The following is a 16,942-nucleotide window of genomic DNA, read 5'->3' as shown; positions in this document are numbered from 1 at the left end:
GGCGGTCTCCCTCGATAAGTGCTTGCTGATACAGAGTTAATGTAACACTGGTGGTGTCACATGGAGGGGGCCGGGATGGAACTGACCGTCGACCAGCTGGCCGCGCGGGCCGGGGTCAGCGTGCGGACGGTCCGGTTCTACGCCGGGCGCGGGCTCCTGCCGCCGCCGCGGCTGCGCGGACGGACGGGCCTGTACGGGGACGAGCACCTGGCGCGGCTCGAGCTCGTCCGGGAGCTGCAGAGCCTCGGGCTGACGCTGGCGGCGATCGAGAGGCACCTGGAGAAGATCCCGGACGACGCGCCCGTCGAGGACCTGGCTCTGCAGCGGGCGCTGCTGTCGCCGTGGGCGCCCGAGGACGGCGAGGTGCTCGACCGGCACGAGCTGGACCGGCGGGTCGGGCGGCACCTGGACGACGACGACCTGAAGCGGCTCGAGGCGCTGGGGGTCCTGGAGCCGGCGGGCGAGCAGGTGCGGGTGGTCAGCCCGGCGCTGCTGGGCGTCGGGGCGGAGCTGGCCGCGCTGTCGCTGCCGCTGGAGACGCTCGTCGCCGCGCACGCGGCGGTGGACCGGCACATGAGCGCGCTGGCGGCCGAGCTGCAGGGCGCGTTCCAGGACAGCGTGGTCCGCCCCTACCGGGAGGGCGGGCGGTCGCCGGAGGACCGCGCGCGGCTGATGGAGATGGCCGGACGGCTCAAGCCGCTGCTGATCCAGTCGCTCGTGACGTCGTTCCAGCGCGCGGTGGACGAGACGATCCGCCGGTCGACCGAGCGCTGATCAGGACAGCTTCCACTCGCCGTCCTCGTACTGGACGAGGCGCGGGTGGACGAGCGTGTTGACCTCGACGTCGCGGGGGCCGCGGTCCTTCGGGAAGACCGTCGCCGCGCGCAGGACCGGCTCGTCGAGGAAGCGCAGGTCCGGGACGTCGGCGGGGAGTTCGACCGGCGGCGGATCGGCGGTGGGCGCGGCCATGACGTAGCCCCAGTCGCCGAAGCTCGGGACGTCCACGTGGTAGGGGGTCGTCGCGAATCCGGCGGCGGCGATCGTCGCGCGGATGCACCAGAACGAGTTCGGGGCGAAGTAGGGCGAGCCCGACTGGACGACCATTCGGCCGCCGGGTGCGAGCGCGCGCTTCACCATGCCGTAGAACTCGACCGAGTACAGCTTGGCCGTCGCGACGTCGTCGGGGTCGGGCATGTCGACGATGATCGAGTCGAACCGGTCGCGGAGCTGCCGGAGCCAGTTGAAGGCGTCGGCGGTGACGGTCCGGACGCGCGGATCCTCGAACGCGCCGCCGTTCAGCTTCTCGATGGGGTCGTAGGTGCGGGCCAGCCGGATCATCGCGGGGTCGAGCTCGACGAGCGTCACCTCGCGGACGTCCCGGTAGCGCAGCACCTCGCGGAGCGCGAGGCCGTCGCCGCCGCCGAGGATGAGGACGCGGCCGCGCGACCCGGCGAGCGCCGGATGGACGAGCGACTCGTGGTAGCGGTACTCGTCCACGGAGGAGAACTGGAGGTCGCCGTTCAGGAACAGCCGCAGGTCGGTGGTGCCCGACACGGCCATGTTCCGGGTGACCACGATCTCCTGGTACTCCGTGCGCTCCGCGACCGCGATCGGGTCGTTGTATAGCGCCTGGCGCGCGGTGATCTCGAAGCGGTCGGCGAGCGCGTACGTCCCGGAGAGGATCACGAGGACGGCCGCCATGCCGGTCCACAGCCCGGCGCGCGTCCAGCGGCGGAGCCGGTCGCGGAACAGCCAGAGGACGACCGCGATCCCGGCGACCGCGTTGACGGCGCCGACCAGCAGCGCGCCCTTGATGTGCCCGAACGTCGGGAGCAGCAGGAACGGGAACGCGAGGCCGCCGAGGAGCGCGCCCACGTAGTCGGCGGCGAACAGGTCGGCGACGGCGCTGCCGGCGTCCTGCCGCCGGATCCGCTGCAGCAGGGTCATCAGCAGCGGGATCTCCGCGCCGATCAGCGTTCCGATGGCGAACGCGACGACCACCAGCACCGGCTCGTACACGTGGACCCACGCGAACGCCGCGTACAGCCCCATGACGGACAGCCCGCCGACGAGCGCGAGGGCGCCCTCGATGGCGGCGAACGCCACGACGGGGTGGCGCTGCAGCGGCTTGGCCAGCAGCGAGCCGATGCCCATCGCGAACACCATCACCGACAGGACGATCGACGCCTGCGTGACCGAGTTGCCGACCAGGTAGCTGCCGAGCGCGACGAGCGCGAGCTCGTAGACCAGGCCGCAGGCGGCGCAGGTGAACACGGCCGCCAGGACGAGCGCGCGCGCGGCCCGCGCGGGCACGCGGGGCCGGCCGCCCCGCTCGTCCGGGGTGGAGGGGTCGGAAACGGGACGGGCCGCCTCGCCCGCGCCGGCGGGGGTCGAGGCGGCCTCGTCCAGATCGCGGGACGTCAGGAGACCGCCCCGCACACGATCGCGGCGACGGCCAGGTCGGCGGCGGCGACGACCCACCCGGCCGGGTGGACGTTGTCGCCGCCGACGAGGATCGCGCCGAGCTTGCCGGGGGTCAGCACGTCGATCGCGTAGAAGGCGATGATCATGATGATGATGCCGAGGACGCCGTAGACGGCGGTGCCGAGCAGCCCGTCGCTCAGGTCGTCCGCGCTGGTGATGATGGCGGTGGTGACGATGGCGCCGACGCCGAGGAGCTTGACCGCGAGCAGCAGCGCCGCGCCCCGGTTGCCCTCCGTCCAGATCTGGTGCCCGAGCCGTCCCGGGGTCGTCACCTCGACGACCAGGTAGCCGAGCACCATCAGGGCCAGGCCGAGCGCTCCGTAGGCGAGGGTGGCGCCGCCGTCGTGCAGGATGTCGTTCATCGGTTGCTCCTCACTTGCCCGACCCGGGCCCGCCGCCGCGGAACGATGCGGATCCTCGGTTGTTCCAGCCGTTGCTGCCCGGCGTGCTCCAGTGCCCGCCGACATGGGAGTGGTAACGGTTGTAACCGCTCCGTGCGGAGTCGACGGTGATGCGGCTGCCGACGCCGTACGGGAGGACGGCCACGACGTGCTTCGGGTAGCGCAGGAAGACGCCGCCCCGGTTGCCGAGCGTCGCCATGTCGTTGACCCGGTCGATCGGCTTGAGCTCCGTGCGGATCTCGCGGGCGACGTCCGACGGCTTCTTGTCCGACCGGTAGGTGTCGCTCGACACCCGCTTGTACTTGTCGGCGATCCACTTCTCGGGGGACTTGTCCCGGCTGAGCACCGCGACGAGCACGATGACCGCGACGATGGAGACCGACACCGCGCCGATCGTCCAGTACTTCCTGTTCATGGTCTCACCAGCCGGCTCCGCGTCATCACGATCTCCCGGGTCTGCGGATAGGCGTGCCACGTCCGCCAGCCCATTGCGTTCTCCTCTGCGCTCTCCTCCAGTGCGAGGGCGGTGACGGCGTGCCGCGCGCCGGGGAAGGCCCCGGCCAGGGCGTCGCCGCGGTCCGCCAGCCGCGCGCACACCGCCTCGACGGCGCGGCCGAACGCGGCGTCGTCGTCGTGGCGGTCGGTCGTCGCGGTGAATTCGTACGCCCATCCGGGCAGGGTGGTGCTCGTGCGTCCGGGCAGCGGCTCTGCCGGACCGTCCAGGCACGCGACGGTCTCGCTGAGCGGCCCGGCGAAGACCTGGTGGGACGCGCCGAGCAGGCGGAGCTCGACGGCCAGGTCCCCGTACTGGACGGGCAGGACGGCGAGGGCGTCGAGCGGGGGCAGGCCGAGCGCGAACGACAGGCCGTCGGCGCTCGCGTCGGCGTAGGGGGTGCGGAGGGTGGTGAACACGATCAGCCGCCGGGGTAGATGGTGAGGGCGCCGGTGGGGACGCGCTCGCCGAGCCCGGCCTCCCACTGGCCGCCGCCGTACTGCTCGAACGACAGGTAGCGGCCCTTGGGGCCGGTGTAGTCGGCGTACTCGACGCGGCCCTTCACGCCGAGGCCGGTGGTGCCCTCGCTGTCGTAGTCGGCGGTTCCGTGCTCCTCGCGGCGGTACTCGACGCCGTCCAGCGTGATCGTCTTCTGGCTGGGCGACATGTCGCCCATCTCGGTCTCGGTCCACCAGACGACCTCAAGGTCGGGGTCCTCCTCGACCGACACCCACACCTTCACGCCCTCGAGCTGGTCGGCGTCCAGCAGGTGCTCGGCCCAGGTGTAGCCGCCCTCGCGCATCCGCAGCGAGCCCCGCACGAAGTAGCGGACGCCGAGGTACTCGATCATGTCCCCGGCCTTGATCGTCCGCGGGTCTCCCCCGGCCTGGTCGCCGGCGGCGAACGGGTCGCGGGGCGCGGCCGGTTGCGGCGGCGCGCCCGTGCCGGCGCCCTTCCCGGCGCCGGACCGGCGGCGCACCAGGACGACGATCAGCACCACCAGCGCGACCAGGATCAGCGCCAGCAAGATCACAATCGCGGTTTCGCCCACGGCTCCTCCGTCCCTCACGACGATCACGGCACATGTACGGGGACCTGCGGGATCCTACCGATTGTGGCGTCACAGGCCCATACCGCAATCAGACGCGACAAAATAACAATCGGTTTCGTCCGTTAACAGATGATGTGTACGGGTGAAGGCGGGGCGACCGGACGACTCAGAGGCGCTCGGCGGCGGCCGCGACCCGTTCGTCCGTCGCGGTGAACGCCACCCGGACGTGCCGGGCGCCGCCCGTACCGTAGAAGTCGCCGGGTCCCACGCTGATCCCGAGGTCCGCCAGGTGCGCGACCGTGTCCCAGCACGGCTCGTCCCGCGTCGCCCACAGGTACAGGGACGCCTCGGAGTGGTCGATCCGGAAGCCGTGGCCCTCGAACGCGGCGCGCAGCACCGCGCGCCGCCGCGCGTACCGGGCGCGCTGCTCCGCCACGTGCTCGTCGTCGCCGAACGCGACCGTCATCGCGGCCTGCACGGGCGCCGGGACGATCATCCCGGCGTGCTTGCGGACCTCCAGCAGCCGCTTCACCAGCGCGAGATCGCCGGTGACGAACCCGGCGCGGTAACCCGCGAGGTTCGAGCGCTTCGACAGCGAGTTGACCGCCAGCAGCCCCTCGTGCGAGCCGTCGCACACGTCCGGGTGCAGGATCGACACCGGCGGGTTGGCGTCGTCCCAGCCGAACTCCAGGTAGCACTCGTCGCTGACGACGATCGCGCCCCGGCCGCGCGCCCACGCGACGACCTTGCGCAGGTGCTCGGCGGGCAGCACCTTCCCGGTCGGGTTCGACGGGGAGTTCACCCAGACGATCTTGGGCGCGAGCGGGCCGAGGGTCAGCAGCCCGTCGGCCGCGACGCGCTCCGCGCCGCACAGCCGGGCGCCCACGTCGTAGGTCGGGTAGGCCAGTTCGGGGAACACGACCGTGTCGCCGGGGCCGGCGCCGAGCAGCGTCGGCAGCCACGCGACCAGTTCCTTGGTCCCGATCACCGGCAGGACGGCGTCCGGGTCCGCGCCCGTCACCCCGGCGCGGCGCCGCAGCCAGCCCGCGACGGACTCGCGCAGCGCGGGCGTCCCGTAGGTCTGCGGGTAGCCCGGCGCGTCGGCGGCGGCGGCGAGCGCCGCCCGGATCGGCTCGGGCGTGGGGTCCACAGGCGTCCCGACCGACAGGTCGACGATGCCGCCGGGATGCGCCGCGGCGCGCTCCTTGTACGGAGCGAGCCGATCCCACGGGAAGTCCGGCAGCGTGAACACCCTGAAACCCCTCTCAAGCGGACGTGCGGCGCCCCGCCCCCGGCCGGTGGCCCGGCGGGGCGGTGCGCCGCACGCGCACGAATCGTCGTCGGTCGGCCGCGCCGACGCCGTCGGTGCGCCGGCCGCGCCGGCACCGTCAGGTCGTCGGCCGTGCCGGCGCCGTCAGTCTTCCTGGCTCTGCGGCGGCAGCGCGGCCACGATCGGGTGATCCTTGTCGATCTTGCCGACCTTGGACGCACCGCCGGGGGAACCGAGGTCGTCGAAGAACTCCACGTTCACCTTGTAGAAGTCCTTCCACTGCTCGGGGACGTCGTCCTCGTAGTAGATGGCCTCCACCGGGCAGACCGGCTCGCAGGCACCGCAGTCGACGCACTCGTCCGGGTGGATGTAGAGCTGGCGCTTCCCCTCGTAGATGCAGTCGACCGGGCACTCCTCGATGCATGCCTTGTCGAGCAGGTCCACGCAGGGCTGCGCGATGACGTAGGTCACGTCAGTGACTCCTCTCGGATTTCCGGCCCCGCCGCACGTGACGGCTCACCGCAAGCTGCCTGTGAATAGTATGGCCACGACCGCGCAGTCGATTCGACACCGGGGGGTCCCTCCATGCCCGGCCGCTTCGTCGCGCGCCTGGTGGTCTCCATCAGCGACGCGGACGTGGGTCAGCGGGTCTCGCTGCGCCGTCGTCTGCCTACGGGAGAGTACAGCGACGTGGTCGGCGTACTCGAATCCTGGTCCGACAGGACGCTCGCGGTGCGCCGCAGGAACGGCGAAGTGGTCGAAGTCCCCGAGGACACGGTGGTCGCGGGCAAGGTCGTCCCGCCGCAGCCGCCGCCGCGCCGCCGTTCCCGCGCCGAGGACTGACCCGGCGCGGCCCTCAGGAGGATCCGGCCTCGCTGTAGGTCTCGCCCGCCTCCAGGCGCTCGTCCTCGAGCAGCTCCGAGACGGTCACGAGCGTGAAGCCGCGCCGCTGCAGACCGTCCACGATCTCCGGCATGGCCTTGACGGTCGATCCGTGGACGTCGTGGTAGAGGAGGATGTCCCCGCGTTCGGCGTCCCGGACGCCCTCCTTCACCTTGCGGGCGACGTCGTCGTGGCTCCAGTCCCGCGAGTCGACGCTCCACAGGACCACCGGCATCCCGACGGCGTCGACCACCGACGCGTCGAGCGCCCGGTACGGGGGCCGCATCATCGTGGGCTCCACGCCCGCCGCGTCCCGCACGGCCCGCTGCGTCCGCCGGATCTGCTTCCGGATCTCGCCGCGCGACAGCGTGGTCAGCTCCGCGTGGTCCCACGTGTGGTTCCCGATCTCGTGCCCCTCCGCCGCCATCCTGCGGGTGACGCCCGGGTGATCGGAAACGTACTCGCCCTGCACGAAGAACGTCGCGCGGGCCTCGGCGCGGTCCAGCGCGTCCAGCAGCCGGGGGGTGTGCGGGCCGGGACCGTCGTCGAACGTCAGCGCGACGCACTTGTCCCGTTCGCAGTCGACGTCGCGGGACGGCGACGGCTCCGGCGACCGCTGGGGCGACGGCTCGGGTGACCGCTCGGGCGCCTGCTCCGGGACCTTGGACACCCGCTCCGTCGCCGCCACGTTGCGTCCCGGCCGCTCGGTCTGCGACCGGTCGATGCCCGACCACCCCGCGAGCAGGAGCATCCCCGCGACCATCGCGGCGAGATTCCGCTTTCGCACCCCAACCCCCCGATTGTGTCACTTTGACCGATTATTGGCCTTCGCGACTGCAACGCACTCCGGGTTCGTGAATAGTCCCGCGTCCCCGGCACCCCGCCCCGCCGGGCCGGAGCAGGGTGCCGAGTCCGGGGCTTCCAGGGGACGGTCAGGTCAGGGGGCCTCGGGGTCGAGATACGTGCGGCATCCGCACGGGTCGCCGCCCCACCGGCGCCGGGTCTCCCAACCGGCGTCGCCCCAGTGGTCGACTTCGTGGCGGCGCTCCCGGTGCCAGCCCGTCGGCGCCTGGCGGCAGCCGAGGTGCGAGTGCTGCTCGAGCAGGTGGCCGCACGCGCGACAGGGACCGGGGTCGTAACCCCCGGGTCGGCTCGCCTTCGCTTCGAGGTAGGCGATGTCCGCGGGAGTGATCTCGGGGCCGGCGGGCGCCCGTGGCGGCGGATCGGGCCGATCCGGCCGATCCGCGGCCCCCGTACCGGCCTCGGGACGGCGCGGGCGGGACGGCGGCGGGCGGTCGCATCCGTCGGCGGGGCAGCCGGACGCGCGATCGTGCTCCGCGTGCCCGCAGGCCGTGCAGTCGTCCCGGACCGTCCGGGGCATCACGTCGATGACGTACTTGACCGTGAAGTACAGCAGCAGGACGACCGGCGCGGCGAAGACCGCCATCGCGACGATCGCCAGGATCTGGCCCACCACGCGAACTCCTCCGGCGGACGAGGCGGGACCCGATGATCCCACACGCGCCGCCGGCGGCCGGGCCACACCGCCCGCCGGGCCGGGGTGGGGCGGGCGCGGCGGGCGGCGGGGTGCTTTCAGCGGACGGGCCAGTCCGGGACCTCGGGCGGCAGATCCTTGGTCACCTTCAGCGGGAACTCGGCCCGGCGCTTCTCCAGGAACGACGTGACGCCCTCGGCGGCGTCGCCCGCGCCGCCGAGGGCCGCCATCAGGCGGGAGTCGGCGATGTGGGCGTCCCACGGGGACGGGGCGGACAGGCCGGACCACATCAGGCGGCGGATCGCGGCGACGGACACCGCCGAGGTGTTGTCGGCGATCTCCCGGGCCAGCGCGTACGCGGCGGGCAGCAGCTCGTCCGGCGGGAGGACGCGCGAGACGAGGCGTCCGGCGAGGGCCTCGTCGGCGGTGAAGACGCGGCCGGTCGCGGCCCACTCCATGGCCTGCGAGATCCCGACGAGGCGGGGCAGGAACCAGCTGGAGGCGGCCTCGGTGACGATGCCGCGGCGGGAGAACACGAACCCGAACTTCGCCTTCGCGCTGGCGAGCCGGACGTCCATGGGCAGCGTCATCGTGACGCCGACGCCCACGGCCGCGCCGTTGAAGGCGCCGATGACGGGCTTGAGGCAGCGGGCGATGCGCAGCGCGACCGTGCCGCCGCCGTCGCGGGGCGTGCCGTCCTCGAGGAGGTCGTCACCGGCGAACATGTCCGTCGACTGCTCTTGGTCGAAGGTGCTCCCGCCGCCGGTGCTGAGGTCGGCGCCCGCGCAGAACGCCCGTCCGGCACCGGTCACCACCACCGCGCGGACGTCGTCGTCGGCGTCGATCCGGTCGAACGCGTCGAGCATCTCGTTGCGCATGGTGAACGTGTAGGCGTTCAGCTGGTCCGGACGGTTCAGGGTGATCGTGGCGATCCCGTCCGCGACCTCGTACTCGATCTCTTCGTACGGCACTCGCGACCCCTCTCTCGATATAGAACGCGATTCTAGTGGGCACCCGCCCCGCGGTCGCCACACACCCGCTACGCGCTCGCCTCGGGGAACAGCCGGACGACGAGCTCGCGGCGCCACTCGCCCGGATCGGCGCCGGGCGCGGGCGGGACGGGCGTGAGCGTGTCGCCCGAGCGCCGCAGCCGCACGACGGCGCCCGGGGCGAGCGTCACCTCGGCGGGGGTCTCGGGGGCGGCCGCCACGCGCCCGGCGAGAGCGCCGAGGACGCGCGCCCAGCCGTGCCCGAGGTAGGGCGGGAGACCGGACACGGCCAGTTCGGGACGGCCGCGGGCGGACAGGCCTTCGGTGCGCAGGGACAGGCCGTCGGGCCCCTCGGCGCCGGTGATGCGGACCTCGCTCATGCCCGAACCGTACGGGCCGGACGGACGTGAGACGGGTCACGCGACGGCGCCCGCCCCCGGCAATCGACCCTATGAGCACGCCTTTGTCCGATATTTTGGACATGTGAACTGGGCCGTGACGACGTACGACTCTGCCTTCGGGTACGTCTCCGCGCACGGCGCCCCCCTGGTGGATCTGCTCGACCCGCAGCCCGGCGAGCGCATCATCGACCTAGGGTGCGGCACCGGCATGTTCAGCGCGGAGATCGCCGAGCGGGGCGCCGAGGTGCTGGGCATCGACGGCAGCCCCGAGATGGTCGTGCAGGCCGTCGCGATGCACCCCGGACTCTCGTTCATCGTCGGCGACGCGCACGACTTCACGGTCGGCGAGTCGTTCGACGCGGTCGCCTCCAACGCGGCGCTGCACTGGATGACCCGCGACCCCGACGCCGTGATCGGGCGGGTGCACGCCGCGCTGCGCCCCGGCGGGCGGTTCGTCGGCGAGCTGGGCGGCGCGGGCAACTGCGCGGAGCTCGTCGCCGCGATGCAGACGGCGTGGCGCGTGTTCGGGCTCGGCGAGCCGGAGCTGCCCTGGTACTTCCCGAGTCCCGCCGAGTACGCGGCCAAGCTGGAGGACGCCGGGTTCACGCTGCGGCTGCTGGAGCACGCCGACCGCCCCACCCGGATGACCGAGGGGCCCGACGGCGCCGCCGACTGGATCCGCGCCTACGCGGGCCGCGCGCTCGACACCGTCCCGCCCGAGCTGGTCGAGCCGCTGCTCGCCCGCGTCAACGACCTCGCCGCGCCCGCGCTGCGCCGCGAGTCCGGCTGGGTCGCCGACTACGTGCGGCTGCGGTTCGCGGCCGTCCGCAAGCAGGACGGCGCCCCGCACATCCCGGGCGGCACGCTGCCGACCGACCCGCCGCTCTGACCTCCCGGTTCTCCGTGCCGTCCGGACCGGGAGCCGGCGACGTAGGGTGAGGGCATGCGGCTCTACGATCATCGAACGAAACGGATCGAGGAACTGCCGCCCGGCCCGCTGCGGATCCACCTGCACGGCGGCGGGGCCCGCGCGCTCGTCACGGCCGACCTGCTGCGCCGCCTCGCCGAGCGGGGCCGCCGCCGCACCCGCGTCACCCGCGCCCCGTCCGTCGAACCGGACGGCTGCACCTTCGACGACCTGCGCGTCCCCGACTTCGAGGTCGCCGGGGACGCGTCCGAGGGCGCGCTGCTCATCGGCCCGACGCCGGTGCCCGGCTTCTCGCTGGTGGTGTTCTCGGACGGGCGCGTGCCGGGCGATCCGCTCGCCGTCCGGTTCGCGCTCCTGCGGGCCCGCTACCGCGACCCGGTCCTGGTCGACGTCGCGCGCGCCCACGACGACCTCGCCCGCTGGCGGTCGCGCGTCGCCGAGTGGGCGACCGCGCCGGGCCGCCCGATGGACCGCGGCTACGCCGGCGAGGCCGCGGACGCCCTGGCCGACGACCTCGACGGCCCGCGGGCGCTCGCCGTCATGGAGCGGCTCGCCGCCGACACCGGCGTCCCGCCGGGCGCGAAGCTGGAGACGGTCGTCCACCTCGACCTGATCCTCGGCCTCGACCTCGTGTCCGCCATCGGCACCGCCTGACCCGGCGCGACGGCACCCGGGGCTAGGTGATCTCGACGAGCGCGCCGTCGGCGAGCAGCGCGGAGATCGGGCGGGCGAACAGGTAGGCCGTGCCGCCGCCCGGCTGGTCGAACCACGGCACGGCCGTCCCCGTCAGCGCTTCCAGCGGCCGCCGCAGCCGGTAGGCGTGGTAGGGCCGCCGCTCCCAGTCGGGCGGGAGGGAGCGGCGCGCGAACGGGGTGCGGGCCGCGTAGGCCATGTTCCCGGACGGCGCGCCGTAGCGGTCGACCTCGGTGCCGGCGGCGAGCCGCGTGCGGTGCCGGTCGCGCAGCAGCGTCAGCGGCGGCTCGCCGTCGAGCGGGTCGATCGGCCCCGCGCGGCGCGGCGCCATCAGCAGGCTGCCCAGCAGGTAGGCGGCGGCCTGCGCGGGGTCGTCGAACGCCGCCGCGTCCTGCCGCTCGGCGCCGTCCGTCCGGTGCACCGCCCAGCGGCCCCCGTCGTAGCGCAGGCACCAGGCGCCGTCGGCCTCGCCGCGGATCCGGTACTCGGCGGGGTCGACGCCGAGGTCGTCCAGCCGGGACCGGAGCGTGACGGCCCACTCCTCCTCGACGCGCGTTCCCGGCCCGCCGGCGGGGGACGGCGGCGCGGGGGCGCGCGGCGCCTCGGCGGGCTCGACGGTCGTGCGGGGCGGGACGGGCCGCGCCTCCGCGGGCGGCTCGACCGTCGTGCGCGGCGGCATGGGCGAGGGCTCGGCGGGCTCGATGGTCGTGCGGGGCGGGACGGGCGCCTCGCCCGTCCCGCGGTACGCGCCGAGGGCCTCGGCCGCCGTGTAGGGGGCGGTGTCGCCCGGGCGCGGCGCGTCGCCGGGGCCCGCCGGGGACTCCACGATCGTCCGGGGGCTCTGCGCCGTTTCGCGGCCGGTGACGGACGCGCCCGCCGCGTCCATCGTGTCGTCCCCGACCGGCGGCACCCGGAACCCCTGGGCACGGGCGTGCGCGACCAGGTCCGGCTCCGGCGGGAGGCCGTGCTCGCGCAGGTAGTAGCCCACCGCGCCCGACCACACCCAGGTGCCGTCGGTGTGGAAGGTCAGCGGGACGCGGTTGCCGCGCGACGGGTCGAGGCGGTCGGGGGCGCTGGACCGGGCGGCCATGACGAGCGGCGCGCTCGCCAGGTACTCGGCGAGCGGTCCCGCCTCCGCGGGCGGGACGGGCGGGCGCGACACGCCGGGGCGCCCGTCCTCCGGGTCGACCCGGTCGAAGATGCGGGCCCGCCGCAGCCCGCCCGGCGGGCGCTCCGGCTCCTCCGGCGGGAGGGCCGGGGTCTCCGGGGCGGGCGCGGGACCGAGGCGCCGCGACATCCACTCCGGGACGCTCTCGCGCGGGAACCGCTCCAGCTCGCGCCGGACGTCGCCGGCGGACGGCTCGGCGTTCCACTGCGGCTCGTCGTCGAAGGTGAACGACGCCCGGCAGCGCACGCCGCCGTCCTCGTACAGGACCTCGAAGTCGATCCGCGACCAGGTCGAGCCCTGGAACGCGTGCGTCCCGGCCCGGAGCCGGTCGAGGACGCGTGCCGCGGCGGCGGGCGGCGCCCACGTCGACATCGTCCCGTCCGCCTTGTAGCACATCGCCGACGGGAACTCGACGTGCCCGCCGACCGCCTGGTAGTAGCCGAACACCTTCTGCCACAGCGGCGGCGCCTTGTCCGCGACCAGCACGCTCAGCGGCCCCGACAGCAGCTCCATCTGCTCCACCGGGTTCAGCGGCCCCGGCTCGGGCTCGCCGTCGTCCTCCCCGGACGGCTCGCGGTCGTCCAGCCGGGCCGTCAGCCACCCCGGCATGTGGGCGCCCTCGCGCGGCATGACCGTCTGGTCGCGGCGCCAGCAGTCCACCGGGATGGGCGGATCCCACTCGGGGTCGAAGTCGTAGTTGTAGAGCGGGCGCGCGTGCCCCGGCTCGACGATCAGCGTCATCGAGAACCAGGTGCCCTGCTCGGACAGGTAGTGGGCGCGGCGCAGGTCCAGCAGCGCGCCGGTCAGGTCCTCCGGGACGCCGTCGGCGGGCGTCACGGTCTTGCCGTCGCCGGTCAGCACGGTCAGCGCGACGTCGCTCACCGCGATCGTCGCCAGGCAGTGCACGTCGATGCGGCGCCAGCCGGGCGGCGCGAGGTCCCGCACCAGCCGGACGACCCGTCCCTCCAGCTCCGCGATGCGATCCTGCTGCTGCGTCACCGCGCAATCCCCCTCGATCTCCTCTTCACGAAGATTAGCCAGGATTACCGGATTGCGACCTATCTCCCGTACCGGCGTCCTGGTCCACGAACAGGGTGATCCAGTCGGCGATCATCGCGGGGGCGCCGTCGCCCTCGGCCTCCAGCACGTTGCGGGTGGCGACGCGCGTGCGTCCCGGCCCCCTCCCCTCGATGCCGGTCAGCGTGGCGCGCGCCCGGACCCGCCGTCCCGTCCGGACCGGCCGCAGGAACCGCACCCGGTCGAGGCCGTAGTTCAGGCCGGACGCGCCGCTCAGGTCCAGCTCGCGCTTGTGGAACGCGACCAGCATCGACAGCAGCAGGAAGCCGGACGCCGTCCGCTCCCCGTCGGGGCCTGCACCCGACGGGGCCCGGCCGAGGAAGTCCTCGCGCAGGAACGTCGCGTGCCCGAACGCCTCCTCGTCGGCGGCGTCGAGCCGGACCCACTCCGAGCGGAACAGCTCCCTGCCGACCAGGCCGGGGAACTCGGCGAGCGAGAAGGCCATCGGGTCTCCCTTCGGTGCGCGTCCAGCGCGGTGTCCGACGTGGTCCCGCCATCATGCGGCGGGACCACATCCTTCCGTCAGCCCGCGGCCAAGCGGGCGGCTTCGGCGAGCAGGTCGGCCTGGCGGCGGCGGTCGGCCGGGAACGGCATCCCGATGACCCGGTGCACACCGGCGGCCGACAGTTCCGCGAGGCGCTCGGCGGCCCGCGCGGGAGTGCCGGTGAGCAGGCTCGCGCGGGCGGCCTCCTCGCTCATCCCGTACTCGGTCAGCCCCCTGACCTGCGCGTCCACCTGCGCCGCGGGCACGTCCCCGAGGCCGAAGCTCACCCCGACCGTCACCTTCGGCACCGGACGCCCGTACTCGGCGGCGAGCGGCGCGATGCGTTCGAGCCCGGCGGCGATCTCGGCGGGCGTCGAGAACGCCGGGTACCACTCGTCGGCGAACCGGGCGACCCGCCGCCCGGGCCCGGCGCCGATCAGCACGGGCGGCATCGCCGCACCCGGCGACAGCGTCACGTCCGTGCCGTCCAGCCGGGTGGGCCGCCCCTCGACGAGCCCCGGCAGGACTTCGAGGGCCGCGTCGGTGCGCCGTCCGCGCTCGGCGAACGGCACGCCGACCGCGCGGAACGCCGCGTCACCGTGCACCGGCCCGCCGCTGCCGACGCCCAGCAGGACCCGCCCGCCCGACAGGTGCTGCAGGCTCGCGATCTGCTTCGCCGCCCAGGCCGGCCGCCGCAGCGGCAGCACCATGACCCCGAAGCCGATGCCGATCCGCCGCGTCACGGCCGCCACGGACGCGAGGACGAGCGTGGCGTCCAGGAACGGGCGCCCGGCGGGGATCAGGTGGTCACCCACCCACACCGACTCGAATCCGGCATCCTCGGCGTGCCGGGCGTGCTCGGCGACCGTCGCGGACGTGTCCACGCCGTGGCTCGGCAGGTTCAGCCCGATCTTCATCGCCGCACCTCCAGCAGCGTCTTGCCGACGGTCGCGCGCGACTCGATCGCCGCGTGCGCGCCCGCCGCGTCCGCCAGGGGGTAGCGCTGCCCGATCAGCGGGCGCACCATCCCCCGCGCGGCGTCGGCGAGAACGGTCTCGGTGAAGCCGCGCATCTCCTCCGGCGTCGCCTCCGGCCGCACGAGCGTCACGCCGCGCGCGGCGGCGTCCCCCTCCGGGACCTGCGCCCACTCGCCGCTCGCGAGGCCGAACGACACCATCCGCCCGCCGCCGCGCAGGAGCGTGAACGCCTCGCGGGCGACACCGCCGCCGACGCCGTCGAACACCACGTCGACCGCGCCGACTCCGGCCGTCCAGCCGGGCTCGCGGTAGTCGACCACCTCGTCGGCCCCGAGCCCGCGCGCGACCTCGGCCTTGCGGGCGCCGCCCACCGCCGCGACGACGACCGCCCCGGCGGCCTTCGCGAGCTGGACCAGGAGCGTCCCGACGCCGCCGGCCGCCGCCTCGACGAGGACGCGCTCGCCGGGGCGCGGACCGGCGGCGCGCAGCATCATCGTGGCCGTGCGCCCGTCGGCCAGCAGGGCCACGGCGTCGTCGAGGGCCAGGCCGTCCGGCACCTCGAACACGCCCGCCGCGTCCACGGCCGCCAGCTCGGCGTACCCGCCGGAGCCGCCCGTGGCGCTCACCACGCGCCGCCCGACCAGGGCGGGATCGGCGCCCGCGCCGACCGCCGTCACGACCCCGCCGACCCCGTTCCCGGGGATCACGGGCGGCTCGACCGTGAACGGGGACGGGCCGCCAGCGCGCATCTGCGTCTCGACGAACGTGATGTTCGCGAACTCGACCGCGACGAGCGCCCGCCCGTCACCGGGCGCCGGATCGGGCGCCTCCCCCGCGACGAGCACCTCGGGCCCGCCCAGCCCCGTCAACCACACCGCGCGCATACCGCCTCCAATGCGAGAACCTCTCAACACCGGCCAGCATGCAACCTCAACTTAACTTGACTTCAAGTCGGCGCACTCAGCGGTAGCGCGGGACGAAGTCGACGACGCTGTGGTCGCGCGCCACGCCGCCGCCGGGGCCCGAGCCCTGCGCGAGCCGGGGGTGCGGTGCCGAGGATCGGGAGCGGTGCCCTCGGGCCGCCGCCCGCAGCGGTGCGGCCAGGGAGCCGGGCGCCCGGCATCGTGGGCGGCCTTGGGGCGCGGGCGCCGTGACGCGCCGGTCCTCGGCCTCGTCGGTGCGGGCGGCATCGGCCTCGCCCCCCGCCCTCGCCATGCACCTTTACGCCCCCGGCCACCTTCTTGCGATCATCATCTGCATTGTCGTCCTTGTTATCCCTTTCGACCGGACCGGCGCATTCCTCCGCGCTCGCCCGTCCTGACCTCCCGGGAGGCCACGTGAACGCCCCGTCCGTCCTCGTCAACCTGCGCGACGTCGGCCACCTCGCCGGCGCGCCGCTCTACCGGTCCGCCCAGCCCTACGGCCTCGCCGCCGAAGCCCTCGCCGGCCTCGCCGCCGAACTGGGCCTCCGCACGGTCATCGACCTGCGCTCGCCCGCCGAACAGACCGCCGTCCCGTGGCCGCCGCTCCCCGACGGCGTGCGCGTGCACAGCATCCCGATCGGCGCCACCGCCACGACGCTCGAAACCATCGCCGAGATCACCGGCCCCGCCGACATGGCCCGCATGTACGCGCGCATGGCCCGCGGGTCGGCCGCCGAACTCGTCACGATCGTCCGCCTCCTGAGCGAGGGCCCCGCGCTGGTGCACTGCGCCGCCGGTAAGGACCGGACGGGCGTCGTCATCGCGGTCGTGCTCTCGCTGCTCGGCATCGACCCGCAGCGGATCAGCGAGGAGTACGCCCTGACCGAGGCCGCGATGCCGACGATCCGCGCCTGGGCCCTCGACCGCCGCTCCCCCTCCGACGGCCCCTCCGACGGCGCCGCCTTCCCCGAGGCCCCGAAGGCACTCACCGACACGGCCGACCTCTCCGGCTTCCCGGACGTCCTCATGCGGGCCCCCGCCGAGACGATGCTCGCCTTCCTCGCCGAGGTCGGCGACGTCCACGACCTCCTCACCGCCCACGGGCTGACGGATGACGACCTCGCGGCCCTGCGCGCCACGTTCGCCCCGGCGGCCTGAGCAGGCGCCCCGGGGCACGGTCCCGGTGCGCGCCCTTCGCGGACGCGCACCGGGGCCGTGCTCGTCGT

General features: G+C 74.4%; 21 protein-coding genes. 5 read left to right on the top strand and 16 right to left on the bottom strand.

All coding sequences use genetic code 11. The features are described from left to right. Window positions 1-75: 75 nt before the first annotated feature. Window positions 76-774 carry a MerR family transcriptional regulator gene (locus tag F7P10_RS31080; protein WP_151014758.1) on the top strand — a complete coding sequence of 233 codons (699 nt, stop codon included), beginning with the start codon at window positions 76-78 and terminating at the stop codon, window positions 772-774. Here the strand turns inward: F7P10_RS31080 and F7P10_RS31075 are convergent, their stop codons facing one another. The 7 genes from F7P10_RS31075 to fdxA all read right to left on the bottom strand — a co-directional run bounded on the left by F7P10_RS31075 (window position 775) and on the right by fdxA (window position 6,170). Next, window positions 775-2,313 carry a polyamine aminopropyltransferase gene (locus F7P10_RS31075; RefSeq protein ID WP_151018402.1) on the bottom strand — a complete coding sequence of 513 codons (1,539 nt, stop codon included), beginning with the start codon at window positions 2,311-2,313 and terminating at the stop codon, window positions 775-777. A gap of 107 nt (window positions 2,314-2,420) precedes the next feature. Continuing rightward, window positions 2,421-2,846, bottom strand: a complete 426-nt coding sequence (locus F7P10_RS31070) for a DUF350 domain-containing protein (protein WP_151014755.1) — start codon at window positions 2,844-2,846, stop codon at window positions 2,421-2,423. 10 nt (window positions 2,847-2,856) lie between these two features. Beyond that, entirely contained in the window at window positions 2,857-3,300 is a 444-nt protein-coding gene (locus F7P10_RS31065) for a DUF4247 domain-containing protein (protein ID WP_151014753.1), read from the bottom strand. Then, entirely contained in the window at window positions 3,297-3,797 is a 501-nt protein-coding gene (locus F7P10_RS31060) for a DUF2617 family protein (RefSeq protein WP_151014750.1), read from the bottom strand. Before F7P10_RS31060 ends, F7P10_RS31065 begins: the two co-directional genes overlap by 4 nt. A gap of 2 nt (window positions 3,798-3,799) precedes the next feature. Continuing rightward, entirely contained in the window at window positions 3,800-4,429 is a 630-nt protein-coding gene (locus F7P10_RS31055) for a DUF4178 domain-containing protein (RefSeq protein ID WP_151014747.1), read from the bottom strand. A gap of 166 nt (window positions 4,430-4,595) precedes the next feature. Next, window positions 4,596-5,681 (bottom strand): succinyldiaminopimelate transaminase, encoded by a 1,086-nt coding sequence (gene dapC, locus F7P10_RS31050; protein WP_151014744.1) that lies wholly within the window; start codon window positions 5,679-5,681, stop codon window positions 4,596-4,598. Between the two features lie 162 nt (window positions 5,682-5,843). Then, a complete protein-coding gene (gene fdxA / locus F7P10_RS31045; RefSeq protein ID WP_026401360.1) occupies window positions 5,844-6,170 on the bottom strand; it encodes a ferredoxin in 327 nt (108 codons plus the stop codon). Between the two features lie 114 nt (window positions 6,171-6,284). On the opposite strand from fdxA, the gene F7P10_RS31040 reads away from it, so the two are divergent. Continuing rightward, the gene (locus F7P10_RS31040; protein WP_151014741.1) at window positions 6,285-6,542 is read left to right on the top strand and encodes a hypothetical protein; all 258 of its coding nucleotides are present in this window, start codon (window positions 6,285-6,287) and stop codon (window positions 6,540-6,542) included. Window positions 6,543-6,555: 13 nt separating this feature from the next. Here the strand turns inward: F7P10_RS31040 and F7P10_RS31035 are convergent, their stop codons facing one another. From F7P10_RS31035 to F7P10_RS31020, 4 genes are all read right to left on the bottom strand, one after another. Continuing rightward, entirely contained in the window at window positions 6,556-7,368 is an 813-nt protein-coding gene (locus F7P10_RS31035; protein WP_254716116.1) for a polysaccharide deacetylase family protein, read from the bottom strand. Window positions 7,369-7,518: 150 nt separating this feature from the next. Beyond that, window positions 7,519-8,058, bottom strand: coding sequence for a hypothetical protein (locus F7P10_RS31030; protein WP_151014738.1), 540 nt, complete (start codon window positions 8,056-8,058; stop codon window positions 7,519-7,521). Between the two features lie 116 nt (window positions 8,059-8,174). After that, window positions 8,175-9,047 carry a crotonase/enoyl-CoA hydratase family protein gene (locus F7P10_RS31025; RefSeq protein ID WP_151014735.1) on the bottom strand — a complete coding sequence of 291 codons (873 nt, stop codon included), beginning with the start codon at window positions 9,045-9,047 and terminating at the stop codon, window positions 8,175-8,177. Between the two features lie 68 nt (window positions 9,048-9,115). Further along, window positions 9,116-9,445 carry a hypothetical protein gene (locus F7P10_RS31020; protein WP_151014732.1) on the bottom strand — a complete coding sequence of 110 codons (330 nt, stop codon included), beginning with the start codon at window positions 9,443-9,445 and terminating at the stop codon, window positions 9,116-9,118. A gap of 103 nt (window positions 9,446-9,548) precedes the next feature. On the opposite strand from F7P10_RS31020, the gene F7P10_RS31015 reads away from it, so the two are divergent. Together F7P10_RS31015 and F7P10_RS31010 are read left to right on the top strand one after the other, a co-directional pair. After that, on the top strand, window positions 9,549-10,355 hold the full coding sequence (locus F7P10_RS31015) for a class I SAM-dependent methyltransferase (protein ID WP_151014730.1): 807 nt from the start codon (window positions 9,549-9,551) through the stop codon (window positions 10,353-10,355). Between the two features lie 54 nt (window positions 10,356-10,409). Further along, entirely contained in the window at window positions 10,410-11,048 is a 639-nt protein-coding gene (locus F7P10_RS31010) for a hypothetical protein (protein ID WP_151014727.1), read from the top strand. 22 nt (window positions 11,049-11,070) lie between these two features. Here F7P10_RS31010 and F7P10_RS31005 read toward each other — a convergent pair whose 3' ends face one another. The 5 genes from F7P10_RS31005 to F7P10_RS30985 form a co-directional block, all read right to left on the bottom strand. Continuing rightward, window positions 11,071-13,254, bottom strand: coding sequence for a glycohydrolase toxin TNT-related protein (locus F7P10_RS31005; RefSeq protein WP_151014724.1), 2,184 nt, complete (start codon window positions 13,252-13,254; stop codon window positions 11,071-11,073). A 34-nt stretch (window positions 13,255-13,288) separates the two neighbouring features. After that, window positions 13,289-13,777 carry a MaoC/PaaZ C-terminal domain-containing protein gene (locus F7P10_RS31000; RefSeq protein ID WP_151014721.1) on the bottom strand — a complete coding sequence of 163 codons (489 nt, stop codon included), beginning with the start codon at window positions 13,775-13,777 and terminating at the stop codon, window positions 13,289-13,291. 77 nt (window positions 13,778-13,854) lie between these two features. Then, complete coding sequence (locus F7P10_RS30995) at window positions 13,855-14,733, bottom strand: LLM class flavin-dependent oxidoreductase (protein ID WP_151014718.1); 879 nt, start codon at window positions 14,731-14,733, stop codon at window positions 13,855-13,857. Next, on the bottom strand, window positions 14,730-15,677 hold the full coding sequence (locus F7P10_RS30990) for a zinc-binding dehydrogenase (RefSeq protein ID WP_151014715.1): 948 nt from the start codon (window positions 15,675-15,677) through the stop codon (window positions 14,730-14,732). The genes F7P10_RS30995 and F7P10_RS30990 overlap by 4 nt, the downstream gene beginning before the upstream one ends. A 76-nt stretch (window positions 15,678-15,753) precedes the next feature. Next, window positions 15,754-16,008 carry a hypothetical protein gene (locus tag F7P10_RS30985; RefSeq protein WP_151014712.1) on the bottom strand — a complete coding sequence of 85 codons (255 nt, stop codon included), beginning with the start codon at window positions 16,006-16,008 and terminating at the stop codon, window positions 15,754-15,756. Between the two features lie 122 nt (window positions 16,009-16,130). Between F7P10_RS30985 and F7P10_RS30980 the strand changes: the two genes are divergently transcribed. Continuing rightward, window positions 16,131-16,874: a tyrosine-protein phosphatase gene (locus F7P10_RS30980; protein WP_176611729.1), complete on the top strand. Its 744-nt coding sequence runs from the start codon at window positions 16,131-16,133 to the stop codon at window positions 16,872-16,874. The last annotated feature ends 68 nt before the right edge of the window (window positions 16,875-16,942 follow it).

Source organism: Actinomadura sp. WMMB 499 (assembly GCF_008824145.1).
In the GTDB taxonomy this organism is placed as follows: Bacteria; Actinomycetota; Actinomycetes; order Streptosporangiales; family Streptosporangiaceae; genus Spirillospora.
This window is presented reverse-complemented; position numbering and strand designations above follow the sequence as displayed.